General features: G+C 60.9%; 15 protein-coding genes, 3 tRNA genes and 1 pseudogene. 10 read left to right on the forward strand and 9 right to left on the reverse strand.

Annotated features, from left to right (window positions below; all coding sequences use genetic code 11):
• From VIM95_RS16255 to VIM95_RS16270, 4 genes are all read left to right on the forward strand, one after another.
• The coding region (locus tag VIM95_RS16255; protein WP_331987783.1) for an Ig-like domain-containing protein at positions 1–850 on the forward strand (850 nt) is incomplete at its 5' end.
• A 103-nt stretch (positions 851–953) separates the two neighbouring features.
• On the forward strand, positions 954–1,586 hold the full coding sequence (locus VIM95_RS16260) for a YceH family protein (RefSeq protein WP_331987785.1): 633 nt from the start codon (positions 954–956) through the stop codon (positions 1,584–1,586).
• A gap of 125 nt (positions 1,587–1,711) precedes the next feature.
• On the forward strand, positions 1,712–2,431 hold the full coding sequence (folE, locus tag VIM95_RS16265; protein WP_331987787.1) for a GTP cyclohydrolase I: 720 nt from the start codon (positions 1,712–1,714) through the stop codon (positions 2,429–2,431).
• Between the two features lie 95 nt (positions 2,432–2,526).
• Complete coding sequence (locus tag VIM95_RS16270; protein WP_331987789.1) at positions 2,527–2,955, forward strand: BLUF domain-containing protein; 429 nt, start codon at positions 2,527–2,529, stop codon at positions 2,953–2,955.
• Positions 2,956–3,025: 70 nt separating this feature from the next.
• Here the strand turns inward: VIM95_RS16270 and VIM95_RS16275 are convergent, their stop codons facing one another.
• The 3 genes from VIM95_RS16275 to VIM95_RS16285 form a co-directional block, all read right to left on the reverse strand.
• Positions 3,026–3,355: a DUF2185 domain-containing protein gene (locus VIM95_RS16275; RefSeq protein WP_331987791.1), complete on the reverse strand. Its 330-nt coding sequence runs from the start codon at positions 3,353–3,355 to the stop codon at positions 3,026–3,028.
• Between the two features lie 73 nt (positions 3,356–3,428).
• Complete coding sequence (locus tag VIM95_RS16280; RefSeq protein WP_331987794.1) at positions 3,429–3,737, reverse strand: Dabb family protein; 309 nt, start codon at positions 3,735–3,737, stop codon at positions 3,429–3,431.
• Positions 3,738–3,821: 84 nt separating this feature from the next.
• The gene (locus VIM95_RS16285) at positions 3,822–4,241 is read right to left on the reverse strand and encodes a hypothetical protein (RefSeq protein ID WP_331987796.1); all 420 of its coding nucleotides are present in this window, start codon (positions 4,239–4,241) and stop codon (positions 3,822–3,824) included.
• Positions 4,242–4,494: 253 nt separating this feature from the next.
• On the opposite strand from VIM95_RS16285, the gene VIM95_RS16290 reads away from it, so the two are divergent.
• Positions 4,495–5,970, forward strand: coding sequence for an inorganic phosphate transporter (locus VIM95_RS16290; RefSeq protein ID WP_331987798.1), 1,476 nt, complete (start codon positions 4,495–4,497; stop codon positions 5,968–5,970).
• Positions 5,971–6,073: 103 nt separating this feature from the next.
• Here the strand turns inward: VIM95_RS16290 and gspE are convergent, their stop codons facing one another.
• Genes gspE through VIM95_RS16305 form a run of 3 tightly spaced genes read right to left on the reverse strand, consistent with a single transcriptional unit; the run spans position 6,074 to position 10,517 of the window.
• Positions 6,074–7,546 carry a type II secretion system ATPase GspE gene (gene gspE, locus VIM95_RS16295; RefSeq protein ID WP_331987800.1) on the reverse strand — a complete coding sequence of 491 codons (1,473 nt, stop codon included), beginning with the start codon at positions 7,544–7,546 and terminating at the stop codon, positions 6,074–6,076.
• Positions 7,543–9,627 (reverse strand): type II secretion system secretin GspD, encoded by a 2,085-nt coding sequence (gspD, locus tag VIM95_RS16300; protein WP_331987802.1) that lies wholly within the window; start codon positions 9,625–9,627, stop codon positions 7,543–7,545. Before gspD ends, gspE begins: the two co-directional genes overlap by 4 nt.
• Positions 9,624–10,517, reverse strand: a complete 894-nt coding sequence (locus tag VIM95_RS16305) for a type II secretion system protein N (protein WP_331987804.1) — start codon at positions 10,515–10,517, stop codon at positions 9,624–9,626. The genes gspD and VIM95_RS16305 overlap by 4 nt, the downstream gene beginning before the upstream one ends.
• Before the next feature lie 495 nt (positions 10,518–11,012).
• Between VIM95_RS16305 and VIM95_RS16310 the strand changes: the two genes are divergently transcribed.
• The 3 genes from VIM95_RS16310 to VIM95_RS16320 all read left to right on the forward strand — a co-directional run bounded on the left by VIM95_RS16310 (position 11,013) and on the right by VIM95_RS16320 (position 11,387).
• Positions 11,013–11,089: transfer RNA gene (locus tag VIM95_RS16310), tRNA-Asp, on the forward strand.
• A gap of 119 nt (positions 11,090–11,208) precedes the next feature.
• A tRNA-Val gene (locus VIM95_RS16315) sits at positions 11,209–11,283 on the forward strand.
• A 27-nt stretch (positions 11,284–11,310) separates the two neighbouring features.
• Positions 11,311–11,387 (forward strand) — tRNA-Asp (locus VIM95_RS16320).
• Positions 11,388–11,444: 57 nt separating this feature from the next.
• Here VIM95_RS16320 and VIM95_RS16325 read toward each other — a convergent pair.
• From VIM95_RS16325 to VIM95_RS16335, 3 genes are all read right to left on the reverse strand, one after another.
• Complete coding sequence (locus VIM95_RS16325; protein WP_331987807.1) at positions 11,445–11,777, reverse strand: 2OG-Fe(II) oxygenase; 333 nt, start codon at positions 11,775–11,777, stop codon at positions 11,445–11,447.
• Positions 11,778–12,032: 255 nt separating this feature from the next.
• Positions 12,033–13,061: a radical SAM protein gene (locus VIM95_RS16330; RefSeq protein WP_331987808.1), complete on the reverse strand. Its 1,029-nt coding sequence runs from the start codon at positions 13,059–13,061 to the stop codon at positions 12,033–12,035.
• Between the two features lie 9 nt (positions 13,062–13,070).
• Complete coding sequence (locus VIM95_RS16335; RefSeq protein WP_331987811.1) at positions 13,071–13,649, reverse strand: hypothetical protein; 579 nt, start codon at positions 13,647–13,649, stop codon at positions 13,071–13,073.
• A gap of 207 nt (positions 13,650–13,856) precedes the next feature.
• Here VIM95_RS16335 and VIM95_RS23420 point away from each other — a divergent pair.
• A pseudogene (locus tag VIM95_RS23420) lies at positions 13,857–14,123 on the forward strand (ligand-binding sensor domain-containing protein); the annotation flags it as partial.
• 288 nt (positions 14,124–14,411) lie between these two features.
• Entirely contained in the window at positions 14,412–18,356 is a 3,945-nt protein-coding gene (locus VIM95_RS16340) for a two-component regulator propeller domain-containing protein (RefSeq protein ID WP_331987813.1), read from the forward strand.
• Positions 18,357–18,432 lie beyond the last annotated feature (76 nt).

Genomic DNA, 18,432 nt, shown 5'->3' on the forward strand with positions numbered 1-18,432 from the left:
CATACTGGAAGGCAAGGGAAAGCGGGAACCGAAGTACCCGGCCAAGCCTGACACCCGTGAGAAGAACCGTCGCGTAGACCTCGAGTTCGTCACCAAGGTCGAAACCGAACAGCTGACCGAAGTCCCCGCCCAAACCGTGCCCGCCCCGGAACAGGCCGTCACCTACCATCGCGAAGTGATCGAGCAGGAGCCGGCCTGGCTACGCCGTTCGCTGCGCAACCCCGCCGTGCACAAGCGCACCGTGGATGTCTACCGCACCGAAGAGCGCACTCAGACGCAGACCAGCCAGCGTGAGTGGTCCAACCGCGCACCGATCGCCCAAGCCGATAGCTACAGCGTAGCGGCCGGTAGCATCACCCTCTTCCCGGTGCTGGCGAACGACCGCGACCCGGACGTTGGTGACACCCTCAAGCTTGTCTCGGCCACCGCTGCCGGTCACGGCCAGGTACAGATCGATGGCAACCAGGTCCGCTACCAGGCACCGGCCAACTTCAGCGGTCAGGACAGCTTCAGTTACACCGTCCAGGACAGCCGCAGCCAGAGCAGCCAAGCGACGGTCACCGTCAATGTAACGACACATAACCGCGCCCCGGTTTCGCAAGGTGATACCTTTTATGTCAATGGCGTCAAGCCTTCCGATCTGGACGTACTGTCCAATGACAGCGATCCTGATGGTGACCCCTTGCAGATCATCTCGGTCACGCAACCCAGCATGGGTACGGTCAACATCGTGGGCAGCCACCTGGTCTTTAACCCTAAGCAGATCTTCTTTATGGATACCTTCACCTACACCGTCAGCGACGGCCATGGTGGGCAATCCACTGCCACCGTCACCCTGATCGACCCCTGATCGACCTGGTTGGAGGAAAAGGAAACGGCCCGGTTTACCGGGCTGTTCTGCATTACAGGACACAGCAGGCATAATGACTGCCTCTCAGTATGACGAAGCATCCATGACCACCCTCAGCTCACTCTCCCCGCTGGAAGCCCGCGTATTAGGCGTACTGATAGAGAAGCAGCGCACGGCTCCCGACACCTATCCTCTATCGCTCAATGCACTGACCGCCGGCTGCAACCAGAAAACCAGCCGCGACCCGGTCATGGATGCGAGCGAAGCCGAGGTTGCCGAAGCCCTGGCCAACCTGCGCTCGCAGTCGCTGATCATGGAAAGCAGTGGTGGCCGGGTAAGCCGCTACGCGCACAACGCCGAGCGGGTGCTGGGGCTGCCCAGCCAGTCGGTGGCCCTCCTCACCGTGCTGATGCTGCGCGGCCCGCAGACGGCGGGAGAATTGCGTATCAATTGCGAGCGGCTGCACAAGTTTGCCGATATCTCCACCGTGGAGGCCTTTCTGGCCGAGCTCAGCGAGCGAGCTGACGGCGCCTTGGTGCAGGAGCTACCGCGGCAACCCGGCGCCCGAGAAAACCGCTGGGCTCATCTGCTCTGCGGTGAAGTGGAAGTAGAGAGCTACGCTGCAGCCAGCCCAGCGCCGCGCAACGAAGCACTGGAAGCCCGCGTGGCCCAGCTGGAGGTGGAGGTCGCAGAATTGCGTGCCGCTTTGGCCCAGCTACAATCAGGGCAAGCTTAAAGCCAGCCTCTATCGCAGCCACCTACCTTGCCAATAGGTGTGGCCGCCCTCATTTATAGCGACAGCCTGACTGTCGCAACCGCGCCTGCCGCCGATGGCACGCCACCACCTACAGGATTTACAGCGTGAGCTCCGATACCAGCCCCGAACACCCTACACCTGCGGCACCCGCCGTCTCCGAGCGCATTCGCGCCCGCATCCAGGCGGCCAAGTATCGCTTCCATGCCAACGACAATATCGCAGCCTTTATTGAGCCCGGCGAAATGGAAGCCTTGCTTGACGAGGTGCAGGAAAAGATGAAGTCGGTGCTGGAAAGCCTGGTGATCGACACCGATAGTGATCACAACACCCAGGATACGGCACGCCGGGTGGCCAAAATGTACCTCAACGAGGTATTCAAGGGCCGCTATGTCGCCGAGCCACCGGTCACCGAATTTCCCAATGTCGAGCACCTGAACGAATTGATGATCGTCGGGCCGATCACGGTGCGCAGTGCCTGCTCGCACCATTTCTGCCCCATCATGGGCAAGCTGTGGATAGGCATCATGCCGAACCAGCATTCCAACCTGATCGGCCTGTCCAAGTACGCCCGGCTGGCGGAGTGGATCATGTCCCGTCCGCAGATCCAGGAAGAAGCCGTCACCCAGATCGCCGACCTGCTGCAGGACAAGATGAACCCGGACGGGCTGGCCATCGTCATGGAGGCGGACCATTTCTGCATGACCTGGCGGGGCGTGAAGGACATGGATTCGAAAATGATCAACAGCGTGATGCGTGGCTCTTTCCTCAAGGATGCCAATCTGCGTCGCGAATTCCTGGCCCTGCTCAATAACAAGCGCGGCTAAGGCAGCTGCGGCCATCGGCAAAATACCGTGGGCCGCCGAATGATCCGCCCTGCGCTCGCTGATGCGAGCGAGGGGCATTACAGAGGAGTTACGCCATGCTCGTCCGCCTGCTCTATGCCAGCCGTGCCGCCGAACCGACCTGTCACGAGCTGCTCGAAACCATCCTGCTCAAGTCGCGCACGCACAATGCCGAGAATGGCATCACGGGCATCCTCTGCTACACCGGGGGCATCTTCATGCAGGTGCTGGAAGGTGGCCGCAAGGAAGTCTCCACGCTCTACAAGACCATCTGCTGCGACGCACGGCACCGCGAGGTGGAGCTGCTGCACTTCGAGGAGATCACCGAACGGCACTTCTCCGGCTGGACCATGGGGCAGGTCAATCTGAGCAAGGTCAATCCCTCCACCCTGCTGAAGTATTCCGAACGACCCGGCATCGATCCGTTCAGCCTTGGTGGCAAGGTCTCCATGGCCTTGCTGGAAGAGCTGATCGCCACGGCGGCCATCGTCGGCCGCTCGGGCTGAGGATAGGGCGCGACCAATGCAAAAGCCCCTGGCCGGATAGCCAGGGGCTTTTATCTAAGCAGGGGTAGCGTTATTCGCTGACGTCGTAGAAGGTATCGCCTTCGCCACCCTTGTCAAAGGCCGAACCGACCGGCGAATCAAGCAGTGGGATGATGGTCTGGTCGTAGTTGGCCACCACATTGACATCGAGCAGGCTGAAATTCTTGGGGTTGTCGATGTATTGGTCACTCTCATTACCGGCGAAGAAACGCCAACCGCTATCGGCCTCGTCTTCAGGCTCGTCCCGATACATATAGCTGACCGGGTAGCCCTCTACCGTGATCATGTCGGTGACCATGCACAGGCCATGGCCTGGTGCCAGCTGCTTGATCTGGGATTGATCGAGTTTGTAGTACTTCATGGTGCCCTCCTCCGGCAAACAAGCCTCCAGCATACTGAAGGACGGTACCTCAAGGCGACTTTTCCGAGCGGGGTCAGGCCGCGAGGTAGTCGAACACCAGCGCCTTCTCGAGCCAGGGCTGCACTTCACCGACAAAGGCCACATGGGCGGGATGGTTCAGGTAAAGCCCCAAGTCAGCGGCATCGTCAAAGGTCAGCAAAAAAACGTGGGTATAACCTTGCGCCAGGTTTTCCGGGCTGACGTCGGTGCCGTGCTCGTAGGAGCGGATTTCGGCGATCTGGGCGGGCAAGGCTGCAAACTGCGCCAGCAGGTCGGCCAGGGGTGCGCCGGGCTTGAAGGCAAACAGGACGATGTGGCGCAGAGGGGCTTGGATGGCAGGCATGGCGGGCACCGGCTAGGAAATGAAGCGCCATTGTCGCACCCCGGCGGCGGCCCGGCCAATTGGCCGGACCACCGAGCGGCGTGCTTAACGCCGTGCCAGCCAGACCACGATACCGACTACGAGCACGATGGGCAGCCAGACCGGCACCAGGGCCAGCAGCAAGGAGCCGACCGTCAGCAGCAACACGAACAACAAGAGCAGGAACACGCACAGTACAACCAAGGCCGCCGTGACCACGCCAAAGGCCACACCCAGTGCAGCGATGATCAAACCGGCCACCACTAGCACGAAGGCCTGCATGGCATTGAGCGGCTCGCCATTGATATCCATGCTGATGCTGCCGCTCCCCACGCCCAAGGAGAGCGCCACAGCACCAAGGAGTGCCAGCACGAACAGCGTCAGCAGCAGTGCCCTGCCCAGGCGGCGACGCTTGCGCGGCAGCATCCGCCGCGGCGGTTCCAGGTCTTTGCCCGGTGTCACGTCCAGATATTCGCTGTTACTCATGGTGACTCCCCTCACGCTCTTGCGCTCCGCCCACTGCGGGCAGGACTACGCTATGGAGACAGCCTAGGCCCCGCTCTCAGGTACGGCGAGCGGGTGGCGATACACTGCAGTACGGGCGGGACAGGCTGCAGATTCCGGGGACAGTCGTCATCCGTAAAAGCCCATGGACTGAATGAAATTCTGCGACTTAGCCGGGCATATTGGCCCAGTTGCTGCGATAATCCGCCGGTCACCAAATCTTCACAATTTCTTCATGTTTGATTTCTTCAGCGGGCTGGACTTCTGGGTCGCCACCAGCCTGGTCCTCGCCTTTGGCTTCGTGCTTGCCTTCGAATTCATCAACGGCTTTCACGACACAGCCAATGCGGTTGCCACCGTCATCTATACCAAGGCCATGCCACCACGCCAGGCCGTAGTACTTTCCGGTATCTTCAATTTCCTCGGCGTGCTGCTGGGTGGCGTGGGCGTGGCCTACGCCATCGTTCACCTGCTGCCGGTTGACCTCCTGATCAACGTCAATACCGGCCATGGCCTCGCCATGGTGTTCTCGCTCCTGGCCGCCGCCATCCTCTGGAACCTGGGCACCTGGTTCTTCGGCATTCCGGCCTCGAGTTCGCACACGCTGATCGGTTCCATCCTGGGTGTAGGCATGGCCAATGCACTGATCACCGGCATTCCCCTGTCCGAAGGCATCAACTGGAAGAAGGCGATCGAGATCGGCTTCTCGCTGGTCCTCTCGCCATTGTTCGGATTCCTGCTGGCCGGTCTGCTGCTGTACGTCTTCCTGCGCTTCTTGCCGCTTTCCAAGATGCACAAGACACCGGAAACCCGTCGCGCCATTGATGGCAAGAAACACCCTCCGTTCTGGAACCGCTTGACCCTGGTGCTATCGGCCATGGGTATGAGCTTTGTGCACGGCTCCAACGATGGCCAGAAGGGTATCGGCCTGATCATGCTGGTGCTGATCGGCATCGTACCCAGCCAATTTGCGCTGGATGCCGGCAGCACGACCTACCAGATCGAGCGCACCCGCGACGCCGCCATCTACCTGCAGCACTTCTACCAGGCCAACGAGGCCAAGCTGGCACAGCAGCTACGTACCGGCCATAACGGCAATGGCAGCGAAATGCCGGCCAAGTTCAAGTGCGAGGCCACCGAGACGCAGAAGACCATCGGCGACCTGCTGCTGGTGATCAACAACGTCCGCGACTACCACGACCTGAAGCCGGATACCCGTGCCCAGGTGCGTCGCTCCCTGCTTTGCCTCGACGATACCGCCAAGAAGATCACCAAGCTGCCGGACCTCTCCAGCCGCGACAAGGCTGACCTGGAAAAGCTGCGCAAGGACCTCACTGCCACCACTGAATACGCCCCATTCTGGGTGATCGTTGCCGTGGCATTGGCCTTGGGCATCGGCACCATGGTGGGCTGGAAGCGCGTAGTCGAGACCGTGGGTGAGAAGATTGGCCGCCAGGGCATGACCTACGCCCAGGGCATGAGTGCCCAGATCATCGCCGTGCTGGCCATTGGCGCCGCCAACGTCTTCAGCCTGCCGGTATCGACCACCCATGTACTCTCCTCCGGCGTGGCCGGCACCATGGTAGCCAACCGCAGCGGCCTGCAAGGCAGCACGGTACGCAATATCGTTATCGCATGGGTACTGACCCTGCCGGCCACCATCGCGCTGGCAGCCGGCCTGTTCTGGCTGGCAACCAAGTTCTTCGTCTGACCCGCATTGCCGGCAGAGAGGCATGCCCTCTCTGGCAGCACAAAACACAAAGGCCATCCTTGCGGATGGCCTTTGTGTTTATCCAGGCAAACCAGGCTGATGGTCAACCTTCGCGGGTAACCCGCAGCACCTCCTCCAGCGTGGTCGCCCCTGCCAGTACCTGGCTGACACCGTCCGCCCGCAGGCTACGCATGCCGCAGCGCTGGCCATGCTCACGTATCCTGGCTTCACTGGCACCGTCGTGGATCAGGCGGCGGATCTCGTCATCGACGGTCAACAGCTCGTAGATGCCCGCCCGGCCCTTATAGCCAAGTTGGTTGCAATGCTCGCAGCCCACCGCCCGGTAAAGCGGCTGCGGCGTAGCCAGACCCAAGGCAGCCTGCTCGCCCTCGTCCGGCGTATAGGCTTGCTTGCAGGCCGGGCACAGCTGGCGGTACAGGCGCTGGGCCAGTACACCGATCACGCTGGAAGCAAGCAGGAAGGGCTCAATGCCCATGTCTACCATCCGGGTGATAGCCCCCGGTGCATCGTTGGTGTGGACGGTGGCCAGCACAAGGTGGCCGGTCAGCGACGCTTGCACCGCGATCTGGGCGGTTTCCAGGTCACGGATTTCACCGATCATGATCACGTCCGGGTCTTGTCGCAGAATCGCGCGCAAGGCCCGTGCAAAAGTCATGTCGATGCGGGCATTCACCTGGGTCTGTCCCACCCCGTCGAGGTCGTACTCGATCGGGTCCTCCACCGTCATGATATTGGTGGTGGAAGCATCCATGGCCGCCAGCGCAGCATAGAGGGTGGTCGTCTTGCCCGAGCCGGTCGGCCCGGTGACGAGCACAATGCCATGTGGCTCAGCGATCAGCTTATGCATGGTGGCGAGCGTCTGCCCGACCATGCCCAGTTTTTCCAGATTCAAGCGGCCGGCCGACTTGTCCAAGAGACGCAGCACGGCACGCTCGCCATGCCCGGTAGGCAGGGTGGACACCCGTACGTCCACCGGCCGACCGGCGATACGCAAGGTAATCCGGCCATCCTGCGGCAAACGCTTCTCGGAGATGTCCAGATTGGCCATCACCTTGATACGCGAAACGATGGCCGCATGCAGGGCCCGCTTGGGCTCGATCACGTCACGCAGCTTGCCGTCGATACGAAAGCGCACCACCGAACGGGTTTCGAAAGGCTCGATATGGATATCGGACGCCCCTTCGCGCAACGACTCGGTCAGGAGGGCATTGATCAGGCGGATGATGGGGGCATCGTCCTCGGCCTCCAGCAGGTCCTCGATGGCCGGCAGTTCCTGAGCCAAGCGTCCCAGATCCAGGTCCGCCGCGACATCCTCGGCGACATCGGCGGAGTGGCTGTCCTGGCGGGAGAACAGCTGTGCCAACCGGGCGTCGTATTGCGCCCCCTCCAGTACCTCCACATTTACCGGCCTGCCCAACAAACGGCGCAGCTCCATCAATCCTGCAAGGTCAGCCCCCTTGCGCAGCAGCACATCGACCGAGCCATCCTGCTCGGCGATGTCCACCACCCCACGATTGCGGGCAAAGCCGTAGCTGGCCAGGCGTTGATAATTCATGGCTTGCTGGTACCTGCATCCACTGCCGGCTGCTGCGCCGACTGGCGCACGTCCAGGGCAGGCAGGGTTACCGTAGGCAGATCGGGCAGCATCCAGCGCTTTTCCGGCTGGTAACCGGCCTGTGCAGCCTGCAGCTCCTGGTAGCGGTCGCCGCTGAGTGCAGCAGCGCTCTTGCCGTCACGCAGGATGACCGGACGCAGGAAGACCATCAGATTGGTACGCGAGTTGCTGCGGCTCTCATAGCGGAACAGGTTGCCGAGGAAGGGGATGTCGCCCAGCAGGGGCACCTTGTTATTGCTCTCTTTGGAAGAGTTTTCGATCAGCCCGCCGAGCACGATGATCTGGCCATCGTCGACCAACACCTTGGAATCGATGGTCCGCTTCTTGGTAGCCAGGCCGGTACCCGAGGTGTTAACCTCGGTATCGATGCTGGAGACTTCTTGCGAGACCTGCATGGTAATGGCACCGCCCTCAGACACCTGAGGCTTGATCTTGAGCGAGATACCAACGTCCTTGCGTTCCACCGTGGTAAAGGGATTCTGGTTGGCGCCGGTCGAGGACTGTGTGCCGGTGACGATGGGAATGTTCTGGCCAACGAGAATCTTGGCCTCTTCGTTGTCCAGGGTCAGCAGATTGGGCATGGACAGCACGTTGCCGTCGCCGTTGGATTCGATCGCCGTGGCGATCATGCCCAGGGTCGGTGCCTTGCCGTCACCGGTAAGGCTGCCATTGACCACGCCCAGGGTGAGCCCCGTCGGGACTGCTGTGAGGGTTTTGCTGGAGATCGCGCTCGCGATGCTGGTCAGCTTGCTGGTATCGGTACCGATATTGCTCAGCCCCACCGCGTTGACACTCTTGTTGCCGCCGCCGACCAGCCACTGGATGCCAAACTCGCCCCCCTTGCTCACCGATACCTCGGCAATCATGGCTTCGACGTAAACCTGGGCGCGGCGTGCATCAAGCTTGTCGATCACCGCCCGGATATTGTTGTAGATATTATCCGGCGCAGTCACGATCAGCGCATTGGTGGTTGGGTCGGCCTGGATGGCCACACCGTTGGCGATCTGTCCGCCGCCGCTTGTACTGCCGGAACTGCTGGGCAGCGTGGTAGTGACGGCGCCCGCGCCGTTTGTACCTGTACCACTGGTGCTACCACTCACGCTGGTAAAGGTGCTGGCGGTCGGCTGCGGCACATCGGTACCGGTCAGGATGGCCTTCAGCGTTGCAGCGAGCTTGGTGGCATCGGCATTGCGCAGGTAGATGACATGGATATTGCCGCCGGCCACGCCTTCACGATCCAGGCTATCGATGATCTTCTTGATCTGGCCCAGATGGGCCGGATTGTCGCCGCGAATGATCAGGGTATTGGCGCGTGCATCGGCCACCACCGTGGTCTTCTTGACGCCATCGAGCTGTGCCCCCGGCACGGCAGCCACGCTGGTGCCGGAAACCGATACCTCGGGCATCAGGCGGCCCAGCATCTGCGCCACTTCAACCGCCGAGGCGTACTTCAGGGGCAGCGTGATCAGGTCGGCACCGCTGGGCTGGTCGATATTGGCCAGAATCTGGTTGAGGCGCTTGATGTTGTCGGCGTAGTCCGTGATCACCAGCATATTGCCGGCGGGGTAGGCCGAAATCGTATTGTTGGGCGTGATCAGCGGCCGCAGGATGGGAACCAACTGGGTAGCCGACTCATGCTTGAGCGGATAGACCTGGGTCACCACGCGGTCCCCACCGGCGTTGAGCTTGCTACCTACCGTTACGCCATAGTTCTGCTTGGCATCCGCCTCGGGAACGATACGTACAGCACCCGGGGTTTCCACCACGGCAAAACCTTGCAGGCGCAGTGCCGAGAGCAGGATCTCGTAGACATCCTGCTTGCGTACCGGGCTGGACGACACGATGTTGACCGTGCCCTTGACGCGCGGATCGAGTACAAAATTCTTGCCGCTGATCAGCCCCACCGCCTTGACCGTGGAATCGATGTCCGAATTGACAAAGTTGAGCATCACCTTGTCATCCGCCGCCATTACCTGGCCGGCCAGCATCAGCGCGAGGACGATGGACTTGAGTTTGTTCATGGCTTGGCGTGGCTCTCGATGCGATAGCGCAGGCTCATCGGCGTGCCATTGCGCAGGATTTCGATTTGGATGGCAGACGCGCTGCTGAATGCGCCGTAGAGGGCGGAAATATCGCCCTTACGCGCCAGCGCGGCACCGTTGACTGACTTGAGGATGTCACCGCTTTGCAGACCCAGCGGCCCGGCCAAGGGTTGGGAAGCGGCGCTCTCGACCATGATGCCGCCAGCGGGGGCATCCGAAAGACCACGCGCCCAATCGGCGACATTGAGGCCTTGCATGCCGGCAACCAGGGCCTGCCGGCTAAGGCTACGCTCATCACCGCCCCGGCCGCCGGGCGGCGCCATAGACATGCGCCCAGAAGGTGCAACAGGCGGCGGCAGGGAGACTGGACCGGCCGGTACGATCATCGGGGACGGTGCAGGTGGAGGCGCATCGGCCGCGGGTAGCACCCCCTGGGCTGCCGCCTTGGCATCAAGCTCAAGACGCTCGCGACGACCATGGTTATCGACCACTACATGATCTGCAGCCACTTCCAGCAAGACCACGCCAGCTTCGATCTCCTCACCGGTACGCACAGCCAGCGAAGGCTGACCCGCGCGCTCGAACACCGCGGCCGCCGGCGTCTCGCTGGCGATCACGCCGCGCAGCTTGAGGCTCAGGCTTGATGCCTGTAGATCACCACCGCTGGGCGGCCCGAACAGGGCGTTGAGGGGAGACATATCCTGCGTGACGGAGCGGACGGCGGCCTGGGCCGGCGCCGCGACCGGTGGCTTGGCTCGCGGTGCAAATACCTGCCAGATCAAACCAGCGGACAGCCACGCCACGACGAGCAGCAGCACGGCGTTCAGGCAACGGTAAAACCAGGGCGAGTTGGGCAGGGAGACGATCATCCGCGATGACAACAGATTCTTTTGACTATATGCATGGACAAGTGACCGACCACGATGGAGAGCCATCGAGCCCGTCATATATGCCTCGGTTGCAAGCACCGCTTGGCCTGCAAGCCGAAACACAAGGCGTGCATTTATAACAGCAAGCCCGATATGCCGCCATCCTGCAATTGTTTAGCCCCATGACGAAAATTTTTTTGTGAGCACCCATAAAGAATGTTTCAAGAAGACATCACTTAGCCGACAAACCCGCCGCCCATTCCACCAAGAATGAAACCGAAAACAAGAATCCTTTTGGAAACGAATACTTACGCCGCCAGCAGTGCAAGCCCCTCCTGCTCCCTGGCGCAAACCCAGCTGCCAAGCGCTGGACACATCGAGCCGTACCGGAAAGAATTTTTGCGAATTTCCGCCGAACCGGCGTTGACACACCTCGAAGCCCCATGCTCTAATCCGCCCCCTCGAAACGACGCCAAGTCGTAACGAGCCAACAGCGGAGTGGTAGTTCAGTTGGTTAGAATACCGGCCTGTCACGCCGGGGGTCGCGGGTTCGAGTCCCGTCCACTCCGCCAAGTTTCAAAGGATTGTTGCCCGTAATTTTGCAGCGATCCGCCAAACAGCGAAGCACTTGACGCAGTTTGGCCAGGCGTGATTAAATGCGCGCCTTTCCGAAATCGGAAACACAGATTTCGGGCGGTTAGCTCAGGGGTAGAGCACTGCCTTCACACGGCAGGGGTCACTGGTTCGATCCCAGTATCGCCCACCAAGTTATGTTGTCATCAAGGCAACATTAGGAGTGGTAGTTCAGTTGGTTAGAATACCGGCCTGTCACGCCGGGGGTCGCGGGTTCGAGTCCCGTCCACTCCGCCAACAGTCAAAAGCCTGATCTCACGATCAGGCTTTTTGCTTTTCTACCCTACCCGCTATCTATATCCATTTCACTGCCGGCGCACCCGCCAGCCAGCAGACCAACACGTACTTCATCCCCGCCATCACCGGCAGAGCCGCATGCCGATAGCCTGACGGAAAGGCAATGGCCAAGCCCGCCGACGGCCTGACCGCCAGCTCCAGGTCCGGGAAGTGGGTCTCCCCGCCTGTCAGCCCATCATTCAGGTAGCAGACCACCGAGAATGCCCGGTGCTCCAGCCCTTCGCCGTTATCAACATGGACCTGGAAATGTCCTCCCGGCCCATAGCGCACAGCACTGCATTCCATGGGTAGTGCGATGCGGGTCTGGTAAGCCTCCTGCAACAGCGGCACGAGGTGCTGTCGTACACCCGCCTTGAAGCACGCCATCACCTCAGGCAGACCCGCTAGGTAATTAACCTCCGCCTGCCGTACATTCGGCCTAAGCCTCCCTCTCCGAGCAGCCCCCCGCCCCGTGGCGACGCGCGCCGACTCCCAGCCGATATCGGCCTCCAGATCAGCAAGGAAATGGCTTAACAGCAGAGGATCAAACAAATGGGCGGCGTGTATTCCGCACTCGCTCAGCAGGCGCCCGTCCATAGGCAGCGTCTAACCCGGCACCGCCACCACTGGCGGCCCGGGCCAGGCTCGCCGCAGCTGCCGAACCCGCTCAGTCAGGCGCGCCTGGGCGGCCGGTGTATGCAGCACCTTTTCGATCAGACTGATCTGCTCAGGGTCAATGCCCTCCACCAAGACATGAATATTCGGCTCACTCAGGATGGCATGGCATAGATGGCAAGCAGAAACATAGTTTTGAGACGCCAGCCGGGTACCTATCGGCTCAGGCAGGCGTAAAACCAGTTCGGCCATATCATGCCTGTGCAGCATGCCCAGGAGACGAGACTGACGCCGCCGTGCCACCAGAGTATCAATACTGTCGTGTTGCAGATTGCCGAGGCTCAAACCGATATGCGTGCCTGCCGAACAGCAGGGCAGCATCTCGCCATCCGGCCAGAGATTGTATTCATTACGTACCGGGCACTCCCTGTCCTGCTCGAAATAGGAACGCGCCAGCGTAGAGATAGGCAAGGCCGCACCATGCCCAAGGGGGACGACATCCCTGACTAGGACCTGATCGCCAGCCACACCAAAGCGTTCGCTCAGGCACTGCTGGATAAGGGGGATGGGAGTTGTATCGTTGCGCGACACATAGAACTGTGTTGCGACACCCAACTGCTCTGCTGCATTCAGAAGATGCGCAATGGCCTCATCGGGAACGAAGGCCTCGTGGAATTCATCGTGGCTGATGACCAGCACATCCAGGCCGTGCTCGGCCAGCTGCGCCAGGCGCTGGTGCGCCTTTTCGGCACTCTTGGCCCAACGGGCGTTGGTGACAATACCGAACTTCAAGTCCGCTTGCGCGCCGAACCTTGCCAGCTCCAGCATGGCGTCGAAACGCAAAAAGGGTTCGCCCCCGGTAAAACTGAGGCGATTGATCTCGCCATGGCGTAGCAGGCCTTCGATCGCCTGCTTCGCCACAGCAAGATCCAGATGGGTGCGCACATGATCCTGACTGCAATGGGCGCAACGGATGTCGCAAGCCCAGGTCAGCTGCAGGGTCAGCTGCCGCGCCTCCATCGATTGCGATTACTTCTTCTTGGCAGCGGGCTTCGCGGCAGACTTGGCCACTGCAGGCTTGGCCTCTTCCGGCTTCACTGCAGCGGAGGTTGCCGGTGCGGCTGTTTCAGGTTTGGCGGCGGGCTTGGCGGCGGCCTTGGCAGCCGGCTTCGCGGCCAGCTTGGCAGCGGGCTTAGCAGCTGCTTTTGCGACGGGCTTGGCCGCGGGCTTCACTGCAGCCTTGGCAGCCGGTTTGGCGGCGGGCTTGGCAGCCGGCTTCGCGGCAGCCTTGGCAGCAGGCTTGGCTGCAGCCTTCGCGGCAGGCTTGGCAGCTGCCTTCGAGGCCGGCTTGGGAGCAGGCTTCGGCGCAGGTTTTTGGGCCGGGGTATCGGCAGGTGCGTTGTGCATAGGAGGGCCACCCATCGTGTCGGCAACCGACAAGCCGGCGGCGCTAAGGGTTAAACTAGCCAACGTCTCATCGGACACGGTAACGCCATGCTGGCGCAACAAAATGGACAATTGCCCCAGGAATTCCAGTCGCAGACGGCTGTTTTTTTCCAGCTTGGCCTGCAGTTGCACTACTTCTTTTTGGACGTCCGATTTCGCCATGGTTGTCTCCTTTAACTCAACACTGATTCAAAACGACACGCTTAGCCTCAGCTTCTCAGCGTATATTGCCACGCTACACTGTCAAGCCATTAAATGCGGCATTTAATCACAGCAGATTGAATTGAGCCAAAACTGCAACTACTTATGCATCGAAAAACGTCTTTTCGCGCCTTGTTACATCCCCGGCTTCTGCTTTTGAAATGGTTGATGCTGGGTACTCTCTGCTTTGCGCAGGGCGCAAGTGATCCGCGTTTCGAAACATTGGGCATAGAGCAGGGTTTATCTCACGAGCAAGTCCGCAGCATTCTTCAGGACAAGCAGGGCTTCATCTGGTTCGGTACCCAGGTTGGCCTGAATCGGTATGACGGCCACGGAATGAAGGTGTTCCGCAGCAATGCCCAGGAAGCCGGCAACCTGCTCGATCCAACGATTAATGCATTGCACCAGGATCCGCAGGGGAAGTTATGGGTTGCAACCGGCGGCGGTTTGCATCTTTACGATCCGGCGAACGGGAAGTTCAAGGCGTTTTTACCACCCGATTTGCCGGGAGCGAATAAGCAATCGCGCTTTGTCCAGGCGATAATCGACGATGGCACCGGCGGCCTCTGGCTAGGTACGCGCAACGGGTTGCAGCATTTCTCACCCTCGACTGGCCAATTCCAGAGCTGGGTTCCGCCATTACCCAACCCGACTGCACTCGGGGAGATTTGGGTCAACAACATCAAGCGCGACAAGCACGGCCAACTCTGGCTAGGCACGCGCATGGGTTTGTACCGTTTCGACGTAACCAGTCATCGTTTCACCCATATTCCCACCTTCGCCGCGACCGACAAGCACAAAGCGGAAGACATTCGGACCATGTTGATCGACCGGCATGATCAGCTCTGGATAGGTGGTATCGACGGTTTGCAGACCGCTTCCTTACTCGACCCGGAACTGCGCTGGAAATCGCATATTGCCAACGGCAAGCCGCTGGACATGCAGGTCTACGCGCTGATGGAAGATAGCGACGGCTATATATGGGTAGGCAGCGGCACAGACGGGCTATTCAAATACGATCCGGAACGCCATGAATTCCAGAGCTTTGTGAACCAGCCCGGCGACCCGAGCAGCTTGGCCAGCGACGATGTCTATTCCCTAGCACAGGATCGCGCCGGCTCAATCTGGATAGGTCACTATGCGGAAGGCTTGAACCGCCTACCAAGCACCCAAGGCGGCTTCAGCCGCTATATCGCAGCACGTGCAGGTACCGGTGGGCTCAGCAGCAGCAAGGTCTTCGGCATGATCGAGGACAAGCAGGGGCTGATCTGGGTAGCCACCTATGGAGGGGGGCTCAACCGCCTGGATGTCCGCACCGGCAACGTCAAGGTCTATCGGCACGCCAAGGGGGCGCCAGCCACGCTGACCGACGACAGGCTGACCAGCATCCTGCATGGGCGCCATGGGCAGTTCTGGATAGGCAGCCTGGGTGGACTGCATAGCTTCGACCCTTCCAGCGGGCGCTTCCAACGCTTCCCCGTTGCCAATGGCCACAGGGAGTCCAATGAGATCCAGGGCATGATGCTGGATCGTCACGGCAATCTCTGGGCCGGTAGCAACGCCGGCGTACACAAGTTCGACCCAATCACTGGCAAGAGCCGCACCTTCCGCCGCGAACCCGGTCGGGCTGACAGCCTGGCAGCCGACGCGGTGACCTCGATTGCCGAGGACGCCAAGGGACGTATCTGGGTCGGCACCTGGAGCGGCGGGCTGGATCGCCTTGATGACGAAGCGGGGGCTGGCCACTTTACGCACTTTCGCAGTCCCGCCGGCAAGGGTGCACCAAACAACGGCCCCAGCAGCGACAACATCGCCAACCTGTTCGCCGACCACGAAGGCGCCATCTGGGTCTCGACAGATCTCGGGCTGGACCTCGTCCAGCACGGCCCCTCGGGTCAGACACAGTTCCTGCACTATGCCAACCAGGGCGAAGCCGCCGAGAGAATGATAGGCACCCTCCAGGAAGACGCGCGTGGCAATATCTGGTTCGGCACCATGAGCGGGATTTCCCGGCTAGAGCGCGCAACCGGCAGCATCAAGCGTTACCAGCCCGGCGACGGGCTGTTCAAGGGCGGCTACATCAACAACTTCAATGCCCTGCGCGCGCATGACGGTCGTCTCTACTTCGCCAGTACCAAGGGGTTGACGGCCTTCTATCCGGACCAGATCCAGCCCGACACCCAGCCGCCGCCGGTGGTGATCACCGATTTCCAGATCTTCAACCAGTCTGTGACAGACCCGCGCATCGCGCGTCGCGTCCACCTTGATGGCGCCATCGAAGCAGCCCGCTCGCTGACGCTCTCGCATGAGGATTCGGTTTTTACCGTCGAATTCGTAGGTCTGAGCTTTACCGCCCCCGAGCAGAACCGTTACGCCTACAAGATGGAAGGTTTCGATCGCAACTGGCTGTACACCGATGCCAAGAAGCGCTTCGCCACCTATACCCATCTTGACCCCGGGCACTATGTCTTCCGGGTGATCGCCGCCAACAAGGATGGCGTCTGGAACCACGAGGGCGCACGGCTCGAAATCACGATCACTCCACCCTTCTGGGCCACCTGGTGGTTCCGCACATTGGTGGCTGCCCTGATCTTGCTGACCGTGGTACTGGGCTATCGCGCCCGTATCCACAACCTCACCCAGCGCAATCTGATTCTGGAGAGGCGAGTTGCTGATCGGACAGAGGAATTGAACCTTGCTGTGCATGAACAACAGGCCATCCTGGCCAATGCCCTGACCGGCATAGCCTTTCTGCGGGGCGGCCTGATCGTTCGCTGCAACAGCAGCTTCGAGCAAATGCTGGGCTATGGTTCCGGCGAATTGATCGGCCATGCTGCACAGCCATTGTTTGGTGACGAGGCACACTATCTGGCGATGGCCGAACCGGAACACCGGCTACCGCCAGGGCAGAGCGTGCTGGCCAGCGATATCGCATTCCGCTGCAAGGATGGTAGCGAAATCTGGTGCGTCTCCCACGCCAAGCGGGTCAACCCGACCAACCCCGAGGAAGGTTTGGTCTGGGTGATGCAGGACGTAACCAGCCGGCGCGAGGCAGAACAGGCACTGATCGTGGCGAAGGACAGAGCCGAGGTTGCCACCCGTGCCAAATCGGACTTCCTGGCCAATATGAGCCATGAAATCCGTACTCCGATGAACGCGGTCATCGGTCTTGCCCACTTGGCCCTGCAGACCCATCTCTCGCCTCAACAGCGCGACTATATCGGCAAGATCCATCGCGCCGGTCAATCCCTGCTGGCCATCATCAACGACATCCTCGACTTCTCCAAGATCGAGGCCGGCAAGCTGGAAACGGAGATCGCTCCCTTCCTGCTGGATGACGTCGCGACCAATCTCGCCACCATCACCAGCCAGAAGGCCGCTGAAAAGCGCCTGCACTTCCGTATCGATGTGGCGCCCGAGGCCCCGCGCCATCTGTTGGGCGATCATTTGCGCCTGACCCAGGTATTGATCAATCTGGTCAACAACGCAGTCAAGTTCACCCCCGAGGATGGCTTTGTAGAGCTGGCGATCAAGGTGATCGAGAGCGGCGCCAGGACCACACTCCTGTCCTTCTCGGTCACCGATACCGGCATAGGCATGACGCCAGAGCAGCAGCGTTCGCTGTTCCAGCCCTTTACCCAGGCGGATGGCTCCACTACCCGCAAGTACGGTGGCACCGGTCTCGGCTTGTCCATCTCCCGCCGACTGGTCGAACTGATGGGCGGTGACATTTCGGTGGACAGCCAGCTCGGTCTGGGCTCGCGTTTCCACTTCACCCTGCGCTTTGATCTACCCGAGCAGGTGGACGTCGAACTGCCGGCCAGGCAGATGTCCTTGCCGACTGCTGAGCATTGGCGCCCCAGCCAAGCGCATGCCGGCCAGCACGTGCTGCTGGCGGAGGACAACAGTATCAACCAGCAGATCGCCACCGAGCTTCTGGCCATGATGGGGGTAAGCGTCGATATCGCCGAAAACGGCCAGGAAGCGGTCGAAAAGGTACTCGCGGCCCCACCCGGCCACTACGCCATGATACTGATGGACCTGGAAATGCCGCAGATGGACGGCCACAGTGCGACCTTGGCGATCCGCCAACATCACGAACTGGCCGGCCTGCCCATCGTGGCGCTGACCGCCCACGCCATTGCCGAAATCCGCGACCGTTGCATGCGCGAGGGTATGCAGGACTACCTCACCAAGCCCATTCAGCCGGACCAGTTGGCACAGCTGGTCGCCCGCTGGTTGGGCAAGGTCGAGCCTGAGCCGGCGCAGGCCGACGAAGCCGCACCCGGGGTAAGGGAGGATGGGCTGCCGGTACTGAGTGACGTCGATGTCGAGCAAGGGCTGCGCTATATGAATGGCAGCCGCAAACTCTACCTGCGCCTGCTGGCGCGCTTCCGCAGCGGCTACGGCGATGCGCCGGAACGCATGGCAGCGCTGTTGGCGCAGGGCGAGTACGTCGAAGCCCACCGGCTGGCACACACGCTCAAGGGTCTGGCCGGCAATATGGGGGCAGGTCAGGTCATCGCTGCTGCCGGCGCGCTGGAGCAAGCGCTGGAACAGGTGTTACGCGAATCTCCCCCTCCTACGCTGGACCACGTCGCATTGCTCGATCAGCTCAACCGAGTATTGGTCCCGCTGCTGGCCGAGCTAGAAGCCGCCACCCTCTAGTCAGAAGGGGGCGCCCTGCGCCCTTCCCTATTCCGAGGCCATGTTCTCGCCCCACAACGGGTTAGAATCGCGCCTT

The sequence above is a fragment of the Chitinimonas sp. genome, assembly GCF_036568685.1.
In the GTDB taxonomy this organism is placed as follows: domain Bacteria; phylum Pseudomonadota; class Gammaproteobacteria; order Burkholderiales; family Chitinimonadaceae; genus Chitinimonas.

Excerpts from the sequence above, each read along its gene's own strand:
- VIM95_RS16260 (WP_331987785.1), top strand. The coding sequence starts at position 954 with ATGACCACCCTCAGCTCACTCTCCCCGCTGGAAGCCCGCGTATTAGGC.
- VIM95_RS16270 (WP_331987789.1), top strand. The coding sequence starts at position 2,527 with ATGCTCGTCCGCCTGCTCTATGCCAGCCGTGCCGCCGAACCGACCTGT.
- VIM95_RS16275 (WP_331987791.1), bottom strand. The coding sequence starts at position 3,355 with ATGAAGTACTACAAACTCGATCAATCCCAGATCAAGCAGCTGGCACCA.
- VIM95_RS16280 (WP_331987794.1), bottom strand. The coding sequence starts at position 3,737 with ATGCCTGCCATCCAAGCCCCTCTGCGCCACATCGTCCTGTTTGCCTTC.
- VIM95_RS16285 (WP_331987796.1), bottom strand. The coding sequence starts at position 4,241 with ATGAGTAACAGCGAATATCTGGACGTGACACCGGGCAAAGACCTGGAA.
- VIM95_RS16290 (WP_331987798.1), top strand. The coding sequence starts at position 4,495 with ATGTTTGATTTCTTCAGCGGGCTGGACTTCTGGGTCGCCACCAGCCTG.
- gspE (WP_331987800.1), bottom strand. The coding sequence starts at position 7,546 with ATGAATTATCAACGCCTGGCCAGCTACGGCTTTGCCCGCAATCGTGGG.
- gspD (WP_331987802.1), bottom strand. The coding sequence starts at position 9,627 with ATGAACAAACTCAAGTCCATCGTCCTCGCGCTGATGCTGGCCGGCCAG.
- VIM95_RS16305 (WP_331987804.1), bottom strand. The coding sequence starts at position 10,517 with ATGATCGTCTCCCTGCCCAACTCGCCCTGGTTTTACCGTTGCCTGAAC.
- VIM95_RS16330 (WP_331987808.1), bottom strand. The coding sequence starts at position 13,061 with ATGGAGGCGCGGCAGCTGACCCTGCAGCTGACCTGGGCTTGCGACATC.
- VIM95_RS16335 (WP_331987811.1), bottom strand. The coding sequence starts at position 13,649 with ATGGCGAAATCGGACGTCCAAAAAGAAGTAGTGCAACTGCAGGCCAAG.
- VIM95_RS16340 (WP_331987813.1), top strand. The coding sequence starts at position 14,412 with ATGGGTTTGTACCGTTTCGACGTAACCAGTCATCGTTTCACCCATATT.